Genomic DNA, 17,110 nt, shown 5'->3' on the forward strand with positions numbered 1-17,110 from the left:
TATGGAAATGAAAGTGGAAACCGGAAAGAACATACAAGTGAAAGATGTAAGCCCTTCAGGAATCAAAATCATCTGGCAGGAAATCAAAAAGGATAAACTTGCCATGGGCTCATTGATTTTATTAACAGCCATATTGCTGTTTGTTTATGGTGCGGCTTTCTTCATGGATGCCAAAGAAATTGCCAAGGTCGATTTCCTCTCCATTTATTTGGAGCCATCTTCAGACTATTGGCTTGGAACCGATTATGGTGGCCGGGATGTATTCGGACAACTAATAGTAGGTACCAGGAATTCATTCACGATCAGTTTATTCATTACATTATTCACGGCTATCATCGGTTTATCATTAGGGCTTCTGGCGGGTTATTTCGGCGGGGCAACCGATAATGTGATCATGCGTATTATCGATTTCGTGATTGCCCTGCCGCAAATGATGTTCATCATCGTTGTAGTCACGATTGTGCCGATCTTCAATGTATATGTTTTCATTTTAATCATGACGATGTTTTTATGGACAGGTAAGGCACGGCTGATTCGTTCGAAGGCTTTGTCTGAGCGTGAGCTGGATTATATCCACGCCTCACAGACACTAGGGACACCACATTGGAAAATCATCCTGTTTCAGCTTCTGCCCAATGTCAGTTCGTTGATCATCGTCAACTTCATTTTGAACCTTGCAGGAAATATTGGCCTAGAATCCAGTTTGACTTTCTTAGGGTTCGGTCTTCCGGAGAGCACACCGAGTTTAGGGACGCTCATCAGTTATGCTCGAAATCCAGATGTTCTGGAAAACAAGTGGTGGATATGGGTACCCGCATCACTCATGATTCTAGTGTTGATGCTGAGTATAAATTTCGTTGGCCAAGCGTTAAAACGCGCCGCCGATGCAAGACAAAGAAGAGGATAAAAAAAGGGGAGTGTAGGATATGAAAATCAAAAGCTATAGTAAGGTATTAAGTGCATTGGCCATTTCGTCTCTACTGCTTGCTGCATGTTCGAATGATACGGAGAAAACGTCAACGAAAGAGAAAAAAGGGAAAGATGTCGAACAGGTCGATACCTCTAAATTCCCGACAAAGACGACAAATCAAGGGGAGCCGATTAAAGGCGGCCATTTGACATATGGTTTGGTATCCGATACCCCGTTTGAAGGGATATTAAACAAAGTTTTCTATCAAGGCGAACCAGATCATCAAATCATCACTTTCCTGGATGATGAAGATTTATTGGATACAGACGAAAACTATGTGTTCACGAATGAAGGGGCCGCTTCCTATGAGATTTCAGACGATCATAAAACGGTTACGCTGACGATTAAGGATAATGTAAATTGGCAAGATGGAAAGCCTTTGACAGGTGCCGATTTAGAATATGCATATCTTGTCATAGGCAGCAAAGATTACAAAGGTGTACGCTATGATGAACAAATGGCTTTAATCGAGGGTATGGAAGAGTATCATGAAGGGAAAGCGGATAAGATTTCAGGCATTAAAGTCGACGGCAAGAAAATCACTTTCACATTCAAAAAAGCGAATCCTTCCGTCACGACTGGATTATGGACATACCCGCTTCATAAAGAATACTTAAAAGATGTTCCGATTGCAGAGTTGGAATCATCGGATAAAATCCGTAAAAATCCGATTGGCTTTGGACCATTCAAAGTGAAGAAAATCGTTCAGGGGGAAGCAGTCGAATTCGAAGCGAATAAAGATTATTATCGCGGTGCACCTAAATTGGACAGTGTCACATTAAAAGTCGTGAATCCGTCTGTTGTCGTCAAGTCACTTGAAAATGGTGACCTCGATGTAGCAGAGGTCCTGGCTGAGCAATATGATCAGGCCAAGGAATTGGATAATGTCGAATTATTGGGGAAAGTTGAATTGGCTTATTCCTATATTGGTTTCAATTTCGGCTATTATGATAAAGAAAAAGAAGAAAATATTATGGATGAGAATCCAAAATTTGGAGACAAACGCCTTCGTCAGGCGATGGCATATGCCATCAATAATGAAGAAGTTGGCGAAAAGATGTACAAGGGCCTGCGCTTCCCTGCCAACTCTGTCATTACACCGAACTTTAAATATAATAATAAAGATGTAAAACCATATGAATATGATCCTGAAAAAGCAAAAAAACTTTTGGATGAAGCAGGATTTGTAGATACGAATAATGATGGCATTCGTGAAGATTCAGATGGAAAAGAGTTCAAGATCAATTTTGCTTCCATGAGCGGTTCCGATGTTTCCGAGCCTCTTGCAAGGTATTATATCCAACAATGGGAACAAGTAGGTTTGGACGTTGAATTGCAGGATGGTAGGCTGCATGAGTTCAATTCATTCTATGACCTATTGAAAAAGGATAATGATCAAGTTGATGTTTATTCAGCTGCATGGGGAGTGGCTTCCGATCCGGATCCATCTGGTCTATGGGCTAGATCTTCGGAATTTAACTATACCCGCTGGGTGAATGAAAAAAATGATGAGCTTCTTGATAAAGGGATTTCAGAGGAAGCCTTTGATGATCAATATCGGATCGATACGTATAATGAGTGGCAAGAATTGATCCATGATGAAGTTCCGGTCATTCCGACATTATTCCGTTATCAATTGGCTGGAGTGAATGAACGCGTTACAGGTTATGATTATCTCGCAGGCCGCCAATATCAGTGGCATAATGTGGGTGTAACGAAATAATTTAATTGATGACTATCGGCTGCCTTTATGGGCGGTCGATTTTTTTGCGTTTCATTGAAGTGGATAAAGGTTATATAGATAATAGTAAGTAATTGGAAGGGTGATATGGATGGAAGTGAGAAATCCTAATGAAACAAAGAGAGAGTTAGAAATATTGTTTACTGAATCGGTTGGCCGGTTACTGAAACCTCTTGAAGAGGAAATCATTGCTGACATTGTAGCCTATCCAGACGAAAAGAGAATTGCCTTCTTGGAATATATGAAGGAAATGTCCAACAAACAAAGACAGTTGAAGTAAGTTGAACTTTCATCATGAAGGAGGTTTTTTTATGAGGAACGAAGAAATGAGCAGATACAAAGTATGGCGCGAAAAGTGGAAAAGAAAAGTTAATATGGAGAATTTAGCATTATATGGCATTTCGTCATTAGTTATGGCCATCTTGCCTGTTCTGGCTCATATCAGTTAAATCGATTAAAGGACCGTCTTTTGGCGGTCTTTTAATATGTTAAAAGTTGCCATGAAAAGATATAATGAACAAAGAGGAAAGGAGAGATATGCATGAGTGTTATCAAAGAGGAAGAAATCGTATCTTACATAAAAGAATTGGTATCCATACCCAGCCCCTCCGGCTATACAGATCAGGCCATTAAATACGCGGCCGATTTCATGGAGCAAAGGAAGGTTCCTTACAAAATCACGAATAAAGGTGCAGTGCTTGCTACATTAAAAGGCGAAGATGATGGCAAACATCGATTGCTGACTGCCCATGTCGATACTCTGGGTGCCATGGTAAAGGAAATCAAGACAAATGGCCGCCTTAAATTGACGATGATCGGCGGTTTTCGCTGGAACTCAGTGGAAGGGGAGTATTGTAAAATCCACACAGCTGACGGAGCAATTATCACCGGGACCATATTAATCAATCAGACCTCTGTCCACGTATATAAAAATGCCGGGGATGCCAAGCGTGATGATGAAACAATTGAGGTCCGGATAGATGCTGTCGTGAAAACTAAAGCGGAAACGGAAGCCATTGGCATTTCTGTTGGAGATTTTGTCTCCTTCGAGCCAAGGGTGGAAGTTACGGATACCGGCTTTTTGAAATCAAGGCATTTGGATGATAAAGCAAGCGTCGGCATCCTGCTTCATATCATTGACCTCATTTCCGCAGGAAAGATAAAATTGGCATATACGACCCATTTCCTGATTTCAAACAATGAAGAAATCGGCTATGGCGGCAATTCCAATATCCCTGAGAAAACAGTCGAATATCTAGCTGTCGATATGGGAGCGATCGGTGACGGACAATCGACGGATGAATTCAGCGTTTCCATTTGTGCGAAAGACTCCTCGGGTCCTTATCATTATAAATTACGTCAGCATCTAGTCGCCCTTTCCAAAGCAAATGCTGTTGACTATCGCGTCGATATTTATCCATATTATGGTTCGGACGCTTCCGCTGCGATCCGGGCAGGATATGATGTCGTACATGGTCTGATCGGACCGGGGATCGATGCTTCACATGCCTTCGAGCGGACGCATGTCTCTTCATTAAAGCATACAGCCAATCTGATTTTGCATTATATCCAATCAGAGTTGGTTTAATCGTGAAAAAAGCCCGCACTCATAATCAGATGAGTGCGGGCTTTTTTTTGTTTTAGCGAGAATTTTCTTATACTCGTGAGTGACAAATAAAGATTTATAATGATAATTCTTGTGGGGGTTCACCATTGTTGTTCATCAACCGAATGCTTTCCGGTTTAATTTGAAGGATTAAATAATTGGGATCTTTCGGACCTTCGAACCAATCTTCAAATGAATCGTTCCATAATTTATCCTTCAATTCCTGTGAGTCGTTTATTTTCGCGGTACCTGAGATTTCCAAGTAGGAATCGCCTAATCCTTCATTATCATAGCCGATCAGAATATGAACATTAGGATTCTTTTCAATTTCATCAGTTTTTTCCGTCTTTCCACTCGTTGGTGTGTATAAAGTTAATTCATCGTTAAAGAATGTCATATAGCGCGAATGTGGTTTGTTGTTTTCAACTGTAGATAATACTCCTATTTTATGATCACGAATGATGTTCAATACTTTTTCTTTTATTTGGGTTTGGCTCATTTTTGCACACTCCTTTTATTTTTTTACTCTATTACTTTTCCTCTTTTTCCTTTAAGTTAAACAAAATTATGCAGTTTGCCATTTTTATGAATGAAGATTGAAAGAAGTTGCCATACTAGTCATTATGTGTTCTGTTTCATGATGTTAATCCATTTGTAAAGGTGAGTATGATGAATGAATTGTGGTGAATTACTTATCATTGGCGGGGCAGAGGATAAGTGCCTTGAAGGTGAAGTATTAAATAAATTTGTCGAGCTTGCGACCCATAACGACGGCGGAATAGGAATATTGCCTTCAGCAAGTGAAATTCCTGAGGAAGTGAGTGCAGAGTATATCAAGATCTTCAGGAATTTAGGCGTGAACAGGGTGGAAGTGATCAAGCTGGATTCAAGGCAGGATGCAGACGATCCAGCAATTTGTGAACAGCTTCCATCTTTTTCGGCTATCTTCATTTCAGGGGGAAACCAAAGCCGATTGTCTGAACTGATTGGAAAAACCAAGTTCCACGATGCCCTTTCTAAAGCCTGGCATAAAGGACTGGTGATAGCAGGGACAAGTGCTGGCGCTTCGATTTTAGGTAAGTACATGATCGCCGCTGCTGACACGATGCTGAATGACAATAAATTAAAGGTTGAAATTGGGGAAGGCTTCGGCTTCCTTGACGGCCTGATAATCGATCAACATTTTTCCCAGCGTGGCCGCTTTGACCGTCTGTTAAGTGCGATAGCAGGGAAAAAAGAAATTATGGGTATTGGCATTGATGAAAATACAGCAATTTTAGTTAAAGACGGTCATTTTGAAGTTGTTGGCCAACATCAAGTATTGGTTCTTGATGGCAGCACCAGTGATTATATCAATATCACAACTTCTGATAATGGCAGTGAAGAGTTGACTCTTTCGGGATTTAACCTTCATGCCCTAACAAGGGGATACCGTTTTGACCTGCTTACAAGGAAATTGTTGATGAAAAAGGGGATCCAACAATGAAGATCAATCGAGTCCGTTATTTAAAAGGACCTAATTATTTTGCTTATACACCTACGATTTGCATTGAATTGGATATAGGGGAACTTGAACAGAAACCATCTGATTCAATACCTGGATTCAATGAAAAATTGTTAAAGGCGCTCCCGAACTTGGGAAGCCATACATGTTCAAAAGGGTATCGAGGCGGTTTCGCCGAAAGGCTGAGAAAAGGAACATGGATGGGACATATATTGGAGCATATGACGATTGAGCTTCAAAACTTGGCCGGAATCGAAGCCATTCGTGGAAAAACGATAATGATGGAAAAGAAGGGTGTTTATTATGTTACCTTTGACTATCAGGAGCCTCACTCAGGTCTTCAGGCATTTTTAGCAGCAAAAGATATCGTGGAAGCCATCCTGAATGGTGAAAAAATCATAAATGTACAATCTTATGTAAAACAAATAGAGGAGCTATATTATAAAAATAAACTGGGGCCAAGTACTGAAGCCATTTTTAAGGCAGCGCAGGCAAAAGGTATCCCTGTCGAGCGAATGGGTGATGAAAGCTTACTGCGTCTAGGAACCGGTACAAGGCAGAAGTATGTCCAGGCGACAATATCTAGCCAAACTTCGAATATTGCCGTTGAGAATTCATGTGACAAATCATTGACTAAATCAATATTAAGCGGGTGTGGCCTCCCTGTACCTGAAGGGGAAGTTGCCCATTCCATTGAAGATATCTTTGCCTCGGCGGACAGGCTGGGTTTTCCACTGGTCATAAAACCGTATAATGGGAGACAGGGGCAGGGTGTCATCACTCATATCAAAAATAAGGATGAGCTATTCAATGTAATTAATTGTTTGGAGTTGCATGTGGAGAAGTACATAGTCGAACGGCATATTGAAGGACATGATTATCGGTTACTGATAGTCAACGGAGAACTTATCGCCGCTAGTTTGAGGCTTCCTCCCTATGTTATTGGCAACGGTAAGGAAACGATACGCAGTTTGATAGAAAGGGAAAATTGTAATGAGTTGCGGGGAGAAGGTCATGAAAAGCCGATGTCAAAAATTCCACTTACACATACCGTGACATGTTACTTGGAAAAATCGAATCGGACGCTCGATACCATTCCGAATCAAGGGGAATTGGTTCAAGTTGTCGGCAATGCAAATCTTTCGACTGGTGGAAAGGCAATTGATGTAACGGACCAGGTTCACCCCACCATAAAAAATATGGCTGTTGCTGCCGCAAAAGCGATCGGCTTGGATATAGCCGGAATAGATTTTATCTGTGAGGATATATCAAAACCAATCGAACATTCAAGGACTGCGATTATTGAAGTGAATGCTGCACCGGGAATTCGAATGCATCATTATCCGAGTGAAGGAAAAAAAAGGGATGTAGGCAAAGCCATTGTCGATTACTTATTTCCGACTCGGGAAGAGGCTGCTATACCGATCATCGCAGTGACCGGAACAAATGGAAAGACGACAACGACGCGATTGATTCATTATTTTCTTACTAATGAAAAAACAAAGGTTGGCATGACAAATTCTGATGGAGTATATATCGGCGATGAGGTATTGGATCAAGGTGACTGCAGTGGCCCTGTCAGTGCAAGAATGGTATTGGCCCATCCTGAAGTTGATGTAGCCGTATTGGAAACGGCCCGGGGCGGAATTCTGCGTGAAGGACTGGCTTTTCGGAAATGTGATGTGGGGATCATCACCAATGTAAGTGAAGATCACCTCGGCCGTGATGGAATCGATACATTGGATGATCTCATAAAATTAAAGAGGCTGGTTGCCGAAGTCGTAATGAAAACAGGCTATTGTGTGCTGAATGCAGATGATCCGAATGTAGCTGCCATGAACGCCCATACAGATGGGAAGGTCATTTACACCTCTACTGATGCAACCCAGCCTCACGTTAAGGCTGCGATTAATGGTGGATGTGAAGTTTGGTTCGTCAATGAACAAGGCATGATTTGTCATTCATCTGATGGAGTCATCCATCCATTCATGGATTGCACCGTTATTCCAATTACGATTTCCGGCATGGCACGTCATAATATCGCCAATTTACTTCAGGCGTTAGCCGCTGCCGAAACACAAGGCGTTTCAATGGAAGAATTAAGAAGGAAGGCTGCCACATTTATGCCTGATACGAATTTGTCCAAAGGACGTTTCAATTTAAAAAAGTTGAAAGAGCGTACGATCATCATCGACTATGCCCATAATGAAGCTGGGCTGAAGGCTATATTCGAAACGGTCAGTGCCTATAATAAAAATCGTCTAATCACTGTTTTGGCAGGACCAGGGGACCGTATTGATGAAGAGCTTATCAAGCTCTCCAAGGTGGCAGCCATGCATTCTGATCTATTCATCATTAAAGAAGATGATGATTTGCGTGGAAGGGAGCCGTTCGAAGTAGCCGGGCTGCTTCAGGAAGCGGCCGTAGAAGCTGGGTTACAGAAAGATCGGACATTCATCGAACTAAATGAATTGGAAGCGTTCATAAAAGCCTGGGAAACATCACAACCGGGTGATCTATTATTGTTCTTTTACACGGATTTCGAATATGTAGAGAGGTTTTTCGAAAAGGTTTCAACAAATCCTTTGCCGAAGAAATAAAAGAACGTGCATTCCGCCCTGCGGAGTGCACGTTCTAATAATTTCCTTCCCCATATAGTAGAAATGAAGTAGTCAAGGTAAACGAACTAAATAGAAGCTGCGGTACATTAGTTTGAATTGATTTATCATTTGCACTACTTTTCTTTTTATATGTCACGGAATACTAAAAGGGATAAATACACGGATGAGACTTTTATCGCCTCACAGGGCTTCTGGACCGTTTTTTATTCACATAAGCAATGACAAGTGGTGGATTCTAAATTAGTATCAGGAACTGTTAAGCAAAAATTAAAAGACCTGAGTCCGATAGAAGATCGAACTCAGGTCTTAGAACCTGCTTAAACTAAATGTCTAACTTTAGGGGTCAAATCAGTTTGTCTACAGTCTGAGCTAATCCAAGTGGATTAGCTTTTTTTAATAACCGTTTCATTTGCAGCCGGGACAGCGGCATGGTCTTTTTTATATATTCGCTGAAGCACGATTGATTGAACAATCATGAATATACCTCCGATCGACCAATACAGCGGCAATGCAGCAGGAGCAGAGAAAGAAATGAATAAAATCATTGCTGGTGAGAGCAGGCTCATCAGCTTCATTTGTTTCTGCTGTTCTTCCGGCATTTGTCTCATGGAAATGACCGATTGGAAGTAATAAATGACACCAGCAATAATCGCCATGGCAATATTCGGCTGGCCAAGACTGTACCAAAGGAAATTATGGGTCGCAATTTCATGGGAACCTTGAATCGCATAATAAAAGCCCATTAGAATCGGCATTTGAATCAAGAGCGGCAGACATCCCATGTTTAAAGGATTGACTCCATGTTTTTGGTAAAGCTGCATCATTTCCTGTTGAAGGGCCTTTTGTTTAGCTGGATCTTTCGTCTCTTTGATTTTCTGCTGGATTGCTGTCATTTCCGGTTTCAGCCCATTCATCTTCGTTTTCATGCTAAGCTGTGTTTTATATTGCTTGGCAGTCAGTGGAAGCAAGACAAGGCGAATCAAAAATGTCATCATGATGATGCTTAAACCATAGTTGCCATTAAATAAATCAGCATTAAATTCTAGCATTTTTGTCATCGGGTTAACCAATGCAGTATGAAATGGTCCGCTCGTTGCTGCTGAGCAACCTGTCAAAAGGGTCGTTGCCAAAAATAGGACGGCAATTAAAAGCATGTTTTTCTTATTCAATATAATTTCCTCCTCGAATTGTTATTGTTTAAACAACGAGAAGGAGGCTTGGCTCATCGGAATCATCTGGTGAATCCTTGTGCCGGATAAATGTGAAAAAGCGCTGTGCACCGCGCCAGTCAAAAGTGTTACCTTTCTGAACTGGGGATTTACTTTTATCTGTATGGACGGAAGCTTGATATTTGTCGTTCAAGTGTGATTGCTTTTTATTTAAGAAGTAAAACGCAGCCAGTGGAAAGACAAAGGTAAATAAGTAACCTGCCCATACCGCATGGCGAACGGTCTGATAATCGAATTCTAATAATAATTCCCACATAGGAATCCCTCGTTTTTTCTAAGATAGGAGAATTTAGTTCGGTTGGTCCCCAAAAACAATTTCGGGACTGGAATAAGTTTAAATCATTAAGAACACTATATCAAATTCTAGTACAAGAATGCCAAAAAATATAGGGATTTTTTCAAAAAATAAACAGGGAATATTTTCTGGTTCGTCAATTTATGATTAAAGGCCATATAGAACCTGGATTCGAGAGCGAAGATTTCACACACGGTCATTCGTCTACATACGGATAAAAGGAAGCTCAATTCATTCGAAAAACAGAACCACCATAAAGGTACTGAAAATAATTTATATCAAAATGCACATCCCCGAAGTATGGATAATCCATTAAGAAATCAAATAATGGAAGTAAGGATTCTGCCTGGCCCGCCAGGTCCGTCCTACAGAGGAGGCCCGCTCATATAGCTCCGCCTTTATTTATTCCACAACTTCACCATGGAATGTATAAAGCAATTGACGCTGGTTCAATGAATGGGCGCTTTTACCAACATACTTATGTATGGCTTAAGAATGCCCGCTCATTTTGTTTTTCCCCCACTTGTCGGTTAAATTCCGTGGCAGGTTACCGATGGTGACGGGCAACAGCAATGGCCTATTATGGTACGGATGGGCATGAGATACAATCATTTCCATGTAATAAAAAAAAAACAATCCGCATTTGCGGATTGTCCAGTCGAAAAAGGGGGAGTTCAGGGATTCATTTCAAGTCTTATTTATAATCATGGTTCGGGGAGAGACCATTTCGAACGACTGGATTGAAGGAATTTGCAATACCCCTAGCGAATAGCTGGCTAGCCAAGATCCCGCTAGATGTTGAAAAGTGCGGATTTCTGAAATCAACTGGAACGTTTTTAAAGAAAATCACATTAAAAGCTTCAATCCAAGAAATAATCAGGAAAATCAGAAATGATGCCATCTATCTGCATCTTTTTGAACATGCGCATTTGTTTTTTATTGTTGACGGTCCATGTAAATACTTTCATCCCGTGCTTTTGGATTCGCATTTGCAGCTTCGTACTTAAAATCGTTTGCTTTGGATTCAAAAATGATGCAAACTCGGCAATCTCTTTTAATTTTTGATCATTAATTCGCCGTTTAATCAAAACGCCCACTTGTATGTCCGGCATTAATTGATGAAACCTTTTCATGGATTCCATATCGAACGAATGTACCATTATCCTATTTTTACTTGTTGAATATTCTCGGAATTTCTCTAATTCTTCTGCAAGTTTCTGTTCAATGCCAGGATAAGCAGATGGATGTTTTATTTCGATTAAGATTCCAACTTCTGACCCGAAATTCTCCAATACCTCACTAAGTAAAGGAATCCTCTCATTCTTATAGCGAGAATGATACCAGCTTCCTGCATCCAATTCCTTTAATTCGGCTGCCGTGTAATTACGGAGGCTCCCTTTGCCGTTTGTGGTCCGATCCAGTGTGGGATCATGATGAATCACAAGTACATCATCTTTACTAAGATGGATATCCACTTCCAGGAAATCAGCTCCCAATTCAATTGCTTTAATATAAGATGCCATTGTATTCTCTGGACAATATCCAGATGCACCGCGATGTCCAATTTTAAGGGGGGAATGCTGCATTATGAAGCTTTCAGGGAAATCGCTCTTTGATCTTTTAGCGTAGATAGCGAACAGGACAAGTATGGTTAACAAGATAATAAGAATAAATGCAATCATCTTTTACACTCCTATTAAGCACATTATTTTAAATATCCTTTACCCCAACTTAAAGAATATAAAGAAGAAGTCAGCAGCTCAGCCTCATTTCATAATTTTACATGTTAGGCAGGAAAAAATCATGTTTTACACAATGTTATAATCCAGACTTAAAGGATTTATTGGAAAGGTATGGAATACATATAATTTAAGCATCTATAAAGGAGGGAAAGCGGATGGAATTGCAGGTGAAACCGAAGTCTAAAAAATGGAAGGGGAATTTTGGTTTATATTTTTCCCTGCCCATTCTCTCTTGGGCGTTTTACGATTTTGCCAATACGATTTTTTCTTCTAATATCAATACGATTTTCTTTCCATTCTTCCTCCAGGAACAGATTGGGGAAAATGCCGTTCTTGATCAGATTGCAAGTACCTTCATCTCCTATGCTAATGCGATTGCCAGTTTGTTTCTTGTTTTATTTTCCCCGCTGTTCGGAGTCATGATCGATCGAACGGGAAAAATGAAAAAATACATTATAATTTTTACACTCATTTCTGTTGTATGTACATTTTTAATGGGGGTATTTGGAGGGGCTCCGTTCGAAGGAAAGCTTCTGGGCATTCCAATTTCTTTAGCAATCGTCATTCTTTTATTTGTGATAGCAAAGTTTTTCTATCATTCGAGTCTTGTTTTCTATGATACGATGATGAGTGATTTAGGCACGAAACAGCAATTGCCGCTTATATCAGGATTTGGAGTGGCGGTAGGCTATCTTGGAACGTTAGTGGGACTGTCGATCTATCCATTCATTAGTAAGGGGAGTTCACATGAAGCCTTTATTCCAACGGCCATTTTATTTCTGGTTTTTTCCCTTCCTTTATTCTTTTTTTTAAAAGAGACTCCAAAACAGCAAAAAGCGAAACAACCTTTTTTATCAGGTTATAAGGAAATTAAATCAACATTTAAAGAGATGCAATCCTATCGATCGGTTTTTACATTCATGATTGCTTATTTCTTTTTAAACGATGCAATTGCAACCACTATCGGCATGATGGCCGTATATGCCAAGACTGTTGTTGGATTTTCCTCAAGCGGATTCATTTTGCTTTACTTGGTATCGACAGTTTCGAGTATTGCCGGATCGTTTCTGTTTGGATATATCACGCAGTCGAAGGGTCCGCGGCTAGCTGTGACATATGTAGGAGTTCTGCTCTTGGTCGCTTTATTTATAGCAGTCTTCGCACAAACGGCTCTTTGGTTCTGGATTGCAGGGAGTATGTTCGGCATTTCACTAGGTTCAATGTGGGTGACATCACGGACATATATCGTTGAATTGACCCCGGTAGGAAAAAGGGGGCAATTTTTTGGACTATTTGCATTTTCCGGAAAAGTTTCTTCCATAATCGGTCCGCTTTTATATGGGACGATAACGTTGGTATTCCATGACCTCGGTACATTGGCAAGCCGGATGGCATTAGGGTCACTGATCATCATGACAGTAATAGGCCTGGGCTTTCTTTTGAGGCTGAAGGGATTGGAAGAAGTGAAATAGTAAAAAGGGAATGGAGCCGGCCTTAATGCCGTATCCATTCCCTTGCATATTTTTATACTAAAATCAAAGTGACATCGACGTTCCCGCGAGTTGCTTTTGAATATGGGCAGGTCATGTGAGCTTTTTTGGCAAAGTCTTCGGCTTCTTCCCTGCTTAGGTCCGGGATCGAAACATCCAACCTTACAGCCAATTTAAAACCACCGTCTTCCTCATCTTTACCGATCGTGACATTTGCCGTCACGGAAGTATCGACTTTTTTCTTTTCTTTTTGCAGAACAAGATTCAAGGCACTGTCAAAACATGCCGCATAACCGGCTGCAAATAACTGTTCAGGATTTGTAGCGCGCTCACCGGAACCACCTAATTCCTTCGGTGACCTCACATCGAAATCCAGAATCCCGTCCTCTGATTTTACATGTCCCTCACGACCACCGTGTACGGTAACTGTAGCTGTATATAATGGTTTCAATGAAAACAACTCCTTTGTTTATTCTTATTATCTTTAGTTCCCTACTGTAAGTCTTGTTAAACAAAATGAAAGCAAATGTATGGATAGTATTGTTTGAAATCGGTTTTAAAATGGAAGATATTGTTTTATAATGTACTGTATTAGGAGATGTAATACACCCATTTGTCAGGAGGGGTTGATGATGTTTGAGTTGGATGTCCAAAGTGGAAAGCCGATATATGAGCAATTGATGGATAAGTTTAAGGAACTAATGATCAATAAAGTTTTACGAGAACATAATCAGCTTCCATCCATACGAATATTGGCTCAGGAATTGACCATCAACCCAAATACGATCCAGAAAGCGTACAAGCAGCTTGAAACTGATGGGTTTATATATACATTGCCAGGCAAAGGGAATTTCGTGGCACCTCCTAAATATTTGAAAAACTCATTAAAAGAAGAAAAGATCAGAAACGAGCTCTCAAAGATACTCGCGGAAGCTCTGTATATCGGAATCGATAAACATGAAATTTATAGATTAATAAAGGAAATCAGCCCATTGGCAAAGGGGGGAGAATCATGATTGAATTAAAACAGGTGAGTAAATTATATGAAGGAAAAGAAGCGATCAAAAACGTCACCTTAGTCATACAAAAAGGCTCCATATTCGGGTTATTAGGTTCAAATGGGGCGGGGAAAACGACTTTATTAAAAATGCTTTCAGGCAATCTGATACAAGACGCAGGTGAAGTTCTTATTGATCGATCATATGTGTTTGAAAACCGTGTAGTGAAAAATCGTTGTTTCTTCCTTCCTGATACACCTTATTTCCTGGCTAACTATACGATCATGCAAATGGCAGGTTTTTATAGTCATATTTATAGTGAGTGGAATCAAGAACGTTTCTATCAATTACAGGAAATATTCCAGATCCCCATCCAATCTAAAATACATAAACTATCGAAGGGGATGCAGAGACAGGTTGCTTTTTGGCTCGCACTCTCGACGATGCCGGAAGTTCTCATCCTGGATGAACCGTTTGATGGATTAGATCCGGTCATGCGTAAAAATGTGAGACAGTTGTTGATTCAGGATGTCTCGGAAAGGGATATGACGATTTTACTATCGTCCCATAATCTCCGGGAAATTGAAGATCTAGCCGATCATGTAGGGATTTTACATAAGGGTGAGCTTGTTATCGAGAAGGATTTGGATGACTTAAAAGCGGATGTACATAAAGTGCAAATTGCCTTTAAACATAAAATTCCCCACGGATTATATCGCGGAATTCAAATTCTTAACAAGGAAAGACGCGGCAGCGTGATCGTTTGCATCGTTAAAGGTAAAGAATCCGTGATTAAATCGTACTTTAATCAGTTTCAGCCAGAAATATTAGATATTCTCCCACTTACTCTGGAGGAGATATTCATTTATGAAATGGGGGATATCGGTTATGTCATCCAGAATAACCTGGTTTAATAGAGAACTGATTATCTATATTTTCAGAACCACTGGCTGGATTGGCTTCCTGTCTCTCGTAGGCCTCATATTTGCCCTGCCTTTGAAAATGTTAGCGATTATCTTGAACGAGAACAATGAATATGTGGAATTCGAAAACCTTTTTTCCTGTCAGCAGATGATACAGTTTGTCTTGGTCATCGTTATTCCAGTATTACTTGCCATCTTCCTTTTTCGGTTCTTACAAATGAAACAAGCTTCAGACTTTATTCATAGTTTACCGATTACTAGACGCAGCATCTACGTTCATATGATTGGGACGGGAATTGGCTTCATGGGTTTGCCGATTTTACTTACAGGTTCAATATTGATATTATTTCACTCGGCAATTGATATAGAAAGGCTATATACCATGACGGATATATGGTCTTGGATGGGGACTACATTTATTTTGGAAGCTTTGATCTTTTCTGTTGCCGTTCTTGTTGGAATGGTGACGGGATTATCAGCATTTCAAGGATTGCTGACCTATATTTTTCTTGCTTTGCCGGTGGGGCTGTTTGTTTTGTTTGCAGCCAATGTGAAGTTTTTGATAGCAGGATTTTCTGCAGATTATTATCTAAGTGCTAATATGAATGGCATCTCCCCCTTATTAGCAGCAACGGAGATGGATAAAATCACATTTTTCTCTATTAATACATTAATTTATAGTATATTAACCTTTCTATTTCTGATCTGCTCTCTTTTTCTCTATGAGAGGAGAAAGCTGGAGCATGTGTCGCAGGCATTTGTTTACCCGAAGATTAAGCCATTATTTAAATTCGGCCTGACATTATGCATGATGCTGTTTACTGGGCTTTATTTTAGCGAAACGACAGGTGAACCTGGGTGGATTTTCTTCGGATATGCTGTCGGTTCTTTGCTTGGATATTATTTAGGGGAAATCGTCCTGCAAAAGACTTGGCGAATACGGGTCAACCTGAAAGGTTATGTAGCATTTATAGTGGCCATCATTGTACTGGCACTCATTATAAGAATAGATCCCTTTCAGTATAAGGCCAAGATTCCTGATGAAAAGATGATTAGCCAAATTTATATTGGCGATTCTCCTTTATTTTTTGAAGATGATGACACGTCGAATAAAGCTTTCAATCATCTTAAAGAGAAGGACAATATAGAAGCGATCAGGTTATTGCATCAGGAAATTATCGATAAGGGTAAAAAGGTTTCCATTGGTGAAGTGAATGATGGACAATCCGTATTTCTGATGTATGAACTCAAGAATGGAAAACGGTTAGCAAGAGAGTATCATTTGCAAAATTACGACTCATACATGCCACTGTTGGCGAAAATTTATGAGTCGAATGAATATAAAAAAATGGTTAACGAGTTATTGAATGTATCCGCTGTAGACGTTTCTAAAATCAAGATAACGGCGAGCGGACAAGTGGACAAATCAATAACGATCACGGACGGTCAACAGCTGGAAGCTGCTGTAAAGGCATTGTCGGAGGATCTGAATAATCAATCGTTCGCCCAAATGACATCTTCTTTCGGTGATTATGCCTCCATCGAAATTCTTTTGAATAATAACAAAACCATTTATATGAATTGGGACTCTTCATATACACAGTTTTCAAAATGGATGGAAAGTACCGGCCAATCTGAAAAAGCGCGGTTAATGGCTGATGATATCTCTTATATCCTGGTTGCGAAAACCGATTCGAAATTTTATCATTCGAAATCTGAGGGTGAACTTGCACAGCAGATTGAACAACAGCCAAATCGCATGAAAATCAAGACGGCTTTGGAAATCGAGACGGCGATTGATAATGCTCAGATCGATTGGGGCGGAGAGTATTCAGCTGCCTTTTATTATAAAGAAAGCAGAGATGTGGATATCAAGAGTTTTTCTGGCGAACATATTCCCGGCTTCATTTTGGCTCATTTTAATGAAAGATAACGTGAATATTTTGCTTTTACACATATAAAGGAAAAGAGGCCGCCCAATATGGCGGCCT

16 protein-coding genes are annotated in these 17,110 nt (G+C 40.2%); 11 read left to right on the top strand and 5 right to left on the bottom strand.

Translation table 11 applies throughout. The annotated features are described in order from the left end of the window. Positions 1–7: 7 nt before the first annotated feature. The 5 genes from N0M92_RS00880 (at position 8) to N0M92_RS00900 (ending at position 4,299) form a co-directional block, all read left to right on the top strand. Positions 8–907 carry an ABC transporter permease gene (locus N0M92_RS00880; protein ID WP_387600252.1) on the top strand — a complete coding sequence of 300 codons (900 nt, stop codon included), beginning with the start codon at positions 8–10 and terminating at the stop codon, positions 905–907. A gap of 19 nt (positions 908–926) precedes the next feature. After that, complete coding sequence (opp4A, locus tag N0M92_RS00885) at positions 927–2,693, top strand: oligopeptide ABC transporter substrate-binding protein (RefSeq protein WP_260284088.1); 1,767 nt, start codon at positions 927–929, stop codon at positions 2,691–2,693. A 109-nt stretch (positions 2,694–2,802) separates the two neighbouring features. Next, positions 2,803–2,991, top strand: a complete 189-nt coding sequence (locus N0M92_RS00890) for a hypothetical protein (protein ID WP_034314269.1) — start codon at positions 2,803–2,805, stop codon at positions 2,989–2,991. A gap of 31 nt (positions 2,992–3,022) precedes the next feature. Further along, positions 3,023–3,160, top strand: a complete 138-nt coding sequence (locus N0M92_RS00895; protein ID WP_260284089.1) for a hypothetical protein — start codon at positions 3,023–3,025, stop codon at positions 3,158–3,160. Positions 3,161–3,252: 92 nt separating this feature from the next. Then, positions 3,253–4,299, top strand: a complete 1,047-nt coding sequence (locus N0M92_RS00900) for a M42 family metallopeptidase (RefSeq protein WP_260284090.1) — start codon at positions 3,253–3,255, stop codon at positions 4,297–4,299. 94 nt (positions 4,300–4,393) lie between these two features. Here N0M92_RS00900 and N0M92_RS00905 read toward each other — a convergent pair whose 3' ends face one another. Continuing rightward, entirely contained in the window at positions 4,394–4,816 is a 423-nt protein-coding gene (locus tag N0M92_RS00905; RefSeq protein WP_260284091.1) for a pyridoxamine 5'-phosphate oxidase family protein, read from the bottom strand. A 174-nt stretch (positions 4,817–4,990) separates the two neighbouring features. On the opposite strand from N0M92_RS00905, the gene N0M92_RS00910 reads away from it, so the two are divergent. Continuing rightward, entirely contained in the window at positions 4,991–5,803 is an 813-nt protein-coding gene (locus N0M92_RS00910) for a cyanophycinase (RefSeq protein ID WP_260284092.1), read from the top strand. Further along, on the top strand, positions 5,800–8,421 hold the full coding sequence (gene cphA / locus N0M92_RS00915) for a cyanophycin synthetase (RefSeq protein ID WP_260284093.1): 2,622 nt from the start codon (positions 5,800–5,802) through the stop codon (positions 8,419–8,421). Before N0M92_RS00910 ends, cphA begins: the two co-directional genes overlap by 4 nt. A gap of 404 nt (positions 8,422–8,825) precedes the next feature. On the opposite strand, the gene yidC is transcribed toward cphA, so the two are convergent. The 3 genes from yidC to N0M92_RS00930 all read right to left on the bottom strand — a co-directional run bounded on the left by yidC (position 8,826) and on the right by N0M92_RS00930 (position 11,648). Then, positions 8,826–9,611 carry a membrane protein insertase YidC gene (gene yidC, locus N0M92_RS00920; RefSeq protein WP_311202497.1) on the bottom strand — a complete coding sequence of 262 codons (786 nt, stop codon included), beginning with the start codon at positions 9,609–9,611 and terminating at the stop codon, positions 8,826–8,828. Between the two features lie 28 nt (positions 9,612–9,639). Then, the gene (locus N0M92_RS00925; protein ID WP_260284094.1) at positions 9,640–9,927 is read right to left on the bottom strand and encodes a hypothetical protein; all 288 of its coding nucleotides are present in this window, start codon (positions 9,925–9,927) and stop codon (positions 9,640–9,642) included. A gap of 899 nt (positions 9,928–10,826) precedes the next feature. Then, the gene (locus tag N0M92_RS00930; RefSeq protein ID WP_260284095.1) at positions 10,827–11,648 is read right to left on the bottom strand and encodes a glycerophosphodiester phosphodiesterase; all 822 of its coding nucleotides are present in this window, start codon (positions 11,646–11,648) and stop codon (positions 10,827–10,829) included. A gap of 215 nt (positions 11,649–11,863) precedes the next feature. Between N0M92_RS00930 and N0M92_RS00935 the strand changes: the two genes are divergently transcribed. Then, positions 11,864–13,180 carry an MFS transporter gene (locus tag N0M92_RS00935; RefSeq protein WP_260284096.1) on the top strand — a complete coding sequence of 439 codons (1,317 nt, stop codon included), beginning with the start codon at positions 11,864–11,866 and terminating at the stop codon, positions 13,178–13,180. Between the two features lie 52 nt (positions 13,181–13,232). On the opposite strand, the gene N0M92_RS00940 is transcribed toward N0M92_RS00935, so the two are convergent. Continuing rightward, positions 13,233–13,649 carry an organic hydroperoxide resistance protein gene (locus N0M92_RS00940; protein WP_076366919.1) on the bottom strand — a complete coding sequence of 139 codons (417 nt, stop codon included), beginning with the start codon at positions 13,647–13,649 and terminating at the stop codon, positions 13,233–13,235. 181 nt (positions 13,650–13,830) lie between these two features. On the opposite strand from N0M92_RS00940, the gene N0M92_RS00945 reads away from it, so the two are divergent. Genes N0M92_RS00945 through N0M92_RS00955 form a run of 3 tightly spaced genes read left to right on the top strand, consistent with a single transcriptional unit; the run spans position 13,831 to position 17,052 of the window. After that, positions 13,831–14,214, top strand: coding sequence for a GntR family transcriptional regulator (locus N0M92_RS00945; protein ID WP_260284097.1), 384 nt, complete (start codon positions 13,831–13,833; stop codon positions 14,212–14,214). Continuing rightward, complete coding sequence (locus N0M92_RS00950) at positions 14,211–15,110, top strand: ABC transporter ATP-binding protein (protein WP_260284098.1); 900 nt, start codon at positions 14,211–14,213, stop codon at positions 15,108–15,110. Before N0M92_RS00945 ends, N0M92_RS00950 begins: the two co-directional genes overlap by 4 nt. Then, positions 15,085–17,052 carry a DUF6449 domain-containing protein gene (locus N0M92_RS00955; protein ID WP_260284099.1) on the top strand — a complete coding sequence of 656 codons (1,968 nt, stop codon included), beginning with the start codon at positions 15,085–15,087 and terminating at the stop codon, positions 17,050–17,052. The genes N0M92_RS00950 and N0M92_RS00955 overlap by 26 nt, the downstream gene beginning before the upstream one ends. Positions 17,053–17,110: the final 58 nt, after the last annotated feature.

The organism is Peribacillus aracenensis, assembly GCF_025175645.1.
Lineage (GTDB): Bacteria > Bacillota > Bacilli > Bacillales > DSM-1321 > Peribacillus > Peribacillus aracenensis.

What these genes read in the sequence shown, in the direction of transcription:
- N0M92_RS00930 (WP_260284095.1), bottom strand. Translation starts at nt 11,648, where the DNA reads ATGATTGCATTTATTCTTATTATCTTGTTAACCATACTTGTCCTGTTC.
- N0M92_RS00905 (WP_260284091.1), bottom strand. Translation starts at nt 4,816, where the DNA reads ATGAGCCAAACCCAAATAAAAGAAAAAGTATTGAACATCATTCGTGAT.
- N0M92_RS00955 (WP_260284099.1), top strand. Translation starts at nt 15,085, where the DNA reads ATGTCATCCAGAATAACCTGGTTTAATAGAGAACTGATTATCTATATT.
- N0M92_RS00900 (WP_260284090.1), top strand. Translation starts at nt 3,253, where the DNA reads ATGAGTGTTATCAAAGAGGAAGAAATCGTATCTTACATAAAAGAATTG.
- N0M92_RS00895 (WP_260284089.1), top strand. Translation starts at nt 3,023, where the DNA reads ATGAGGAACGAAGAAATGAGCAGATACAAAGTATGGCGCGAAAAGTGG.
- opp4A (WP_260284088.1), top strand. Translation starts at nt 927, where the DNA reads ATGAAAATCAAAAGCTATAGTAAGGTATTAAGTGCATTGGCCATTTCG.
- N0M92_RS00910 (WP_260284092.1), top strand. Translation starts at nt 4,991, where the DNA reads ATGAATTGTGGTGAATTACTTATCATTGGCGGGGCAGAGGATAAGTGC.
- N0M92_RS00880 (WP_387600252.1), top strand. Translation starts at nt 8, where the DNA reads ATGAAAGTGGAAACCGGAAAGAACATACAAGTGAAAGATGTAAGCCCT.
- N0M92_RS00890 (WP_034314269.1), top strand. Translation starts at nt 2,803, where the DNA reads ATGGAAGTGAGAAATCCTAATGAAACAAAGAGAGAGTTAGAAATATTG.
- N0M92_RS00945 (WP_260284097.1), top strand. Translation starts at nt 13,831, where the DNA reads ATGTTTGAGTTGGATGTCCAAAGTGGAAAGCCGATATATGAGCAATTG.
- N0M92_RS00950 (WP_260284098.1), top strand. Translation starts at nt 14,211, where the DNA reads ATGATTGAATTAAAACAGGTGAGTAAATTATATGAAGGAAAAGAAGCG.
- N0M92_RS00935 (WP_260284096.1), top strand. Translation starts at nt 11,864, where the DNA reads ATGGAATTGCAGGTGAAACCGAAGTCTAAAAAATGGAAGGGGAATTTT.
- cphA (WP_260284093.1), top strand. Translation starts at nt 5,800, where the DNA reads ATGAAGATCAATCGAGTCCGTTATTTAAAAGGACCTAATTATTTTGCT.
- N0M92_RS00925 (WP_260284094.1), bottom strand. Translation starts at nt 9,927, where the DNA reads ATGTGGGAATTATTATTAGAATTCGATTATCAGACCGTTCGCCATGCG.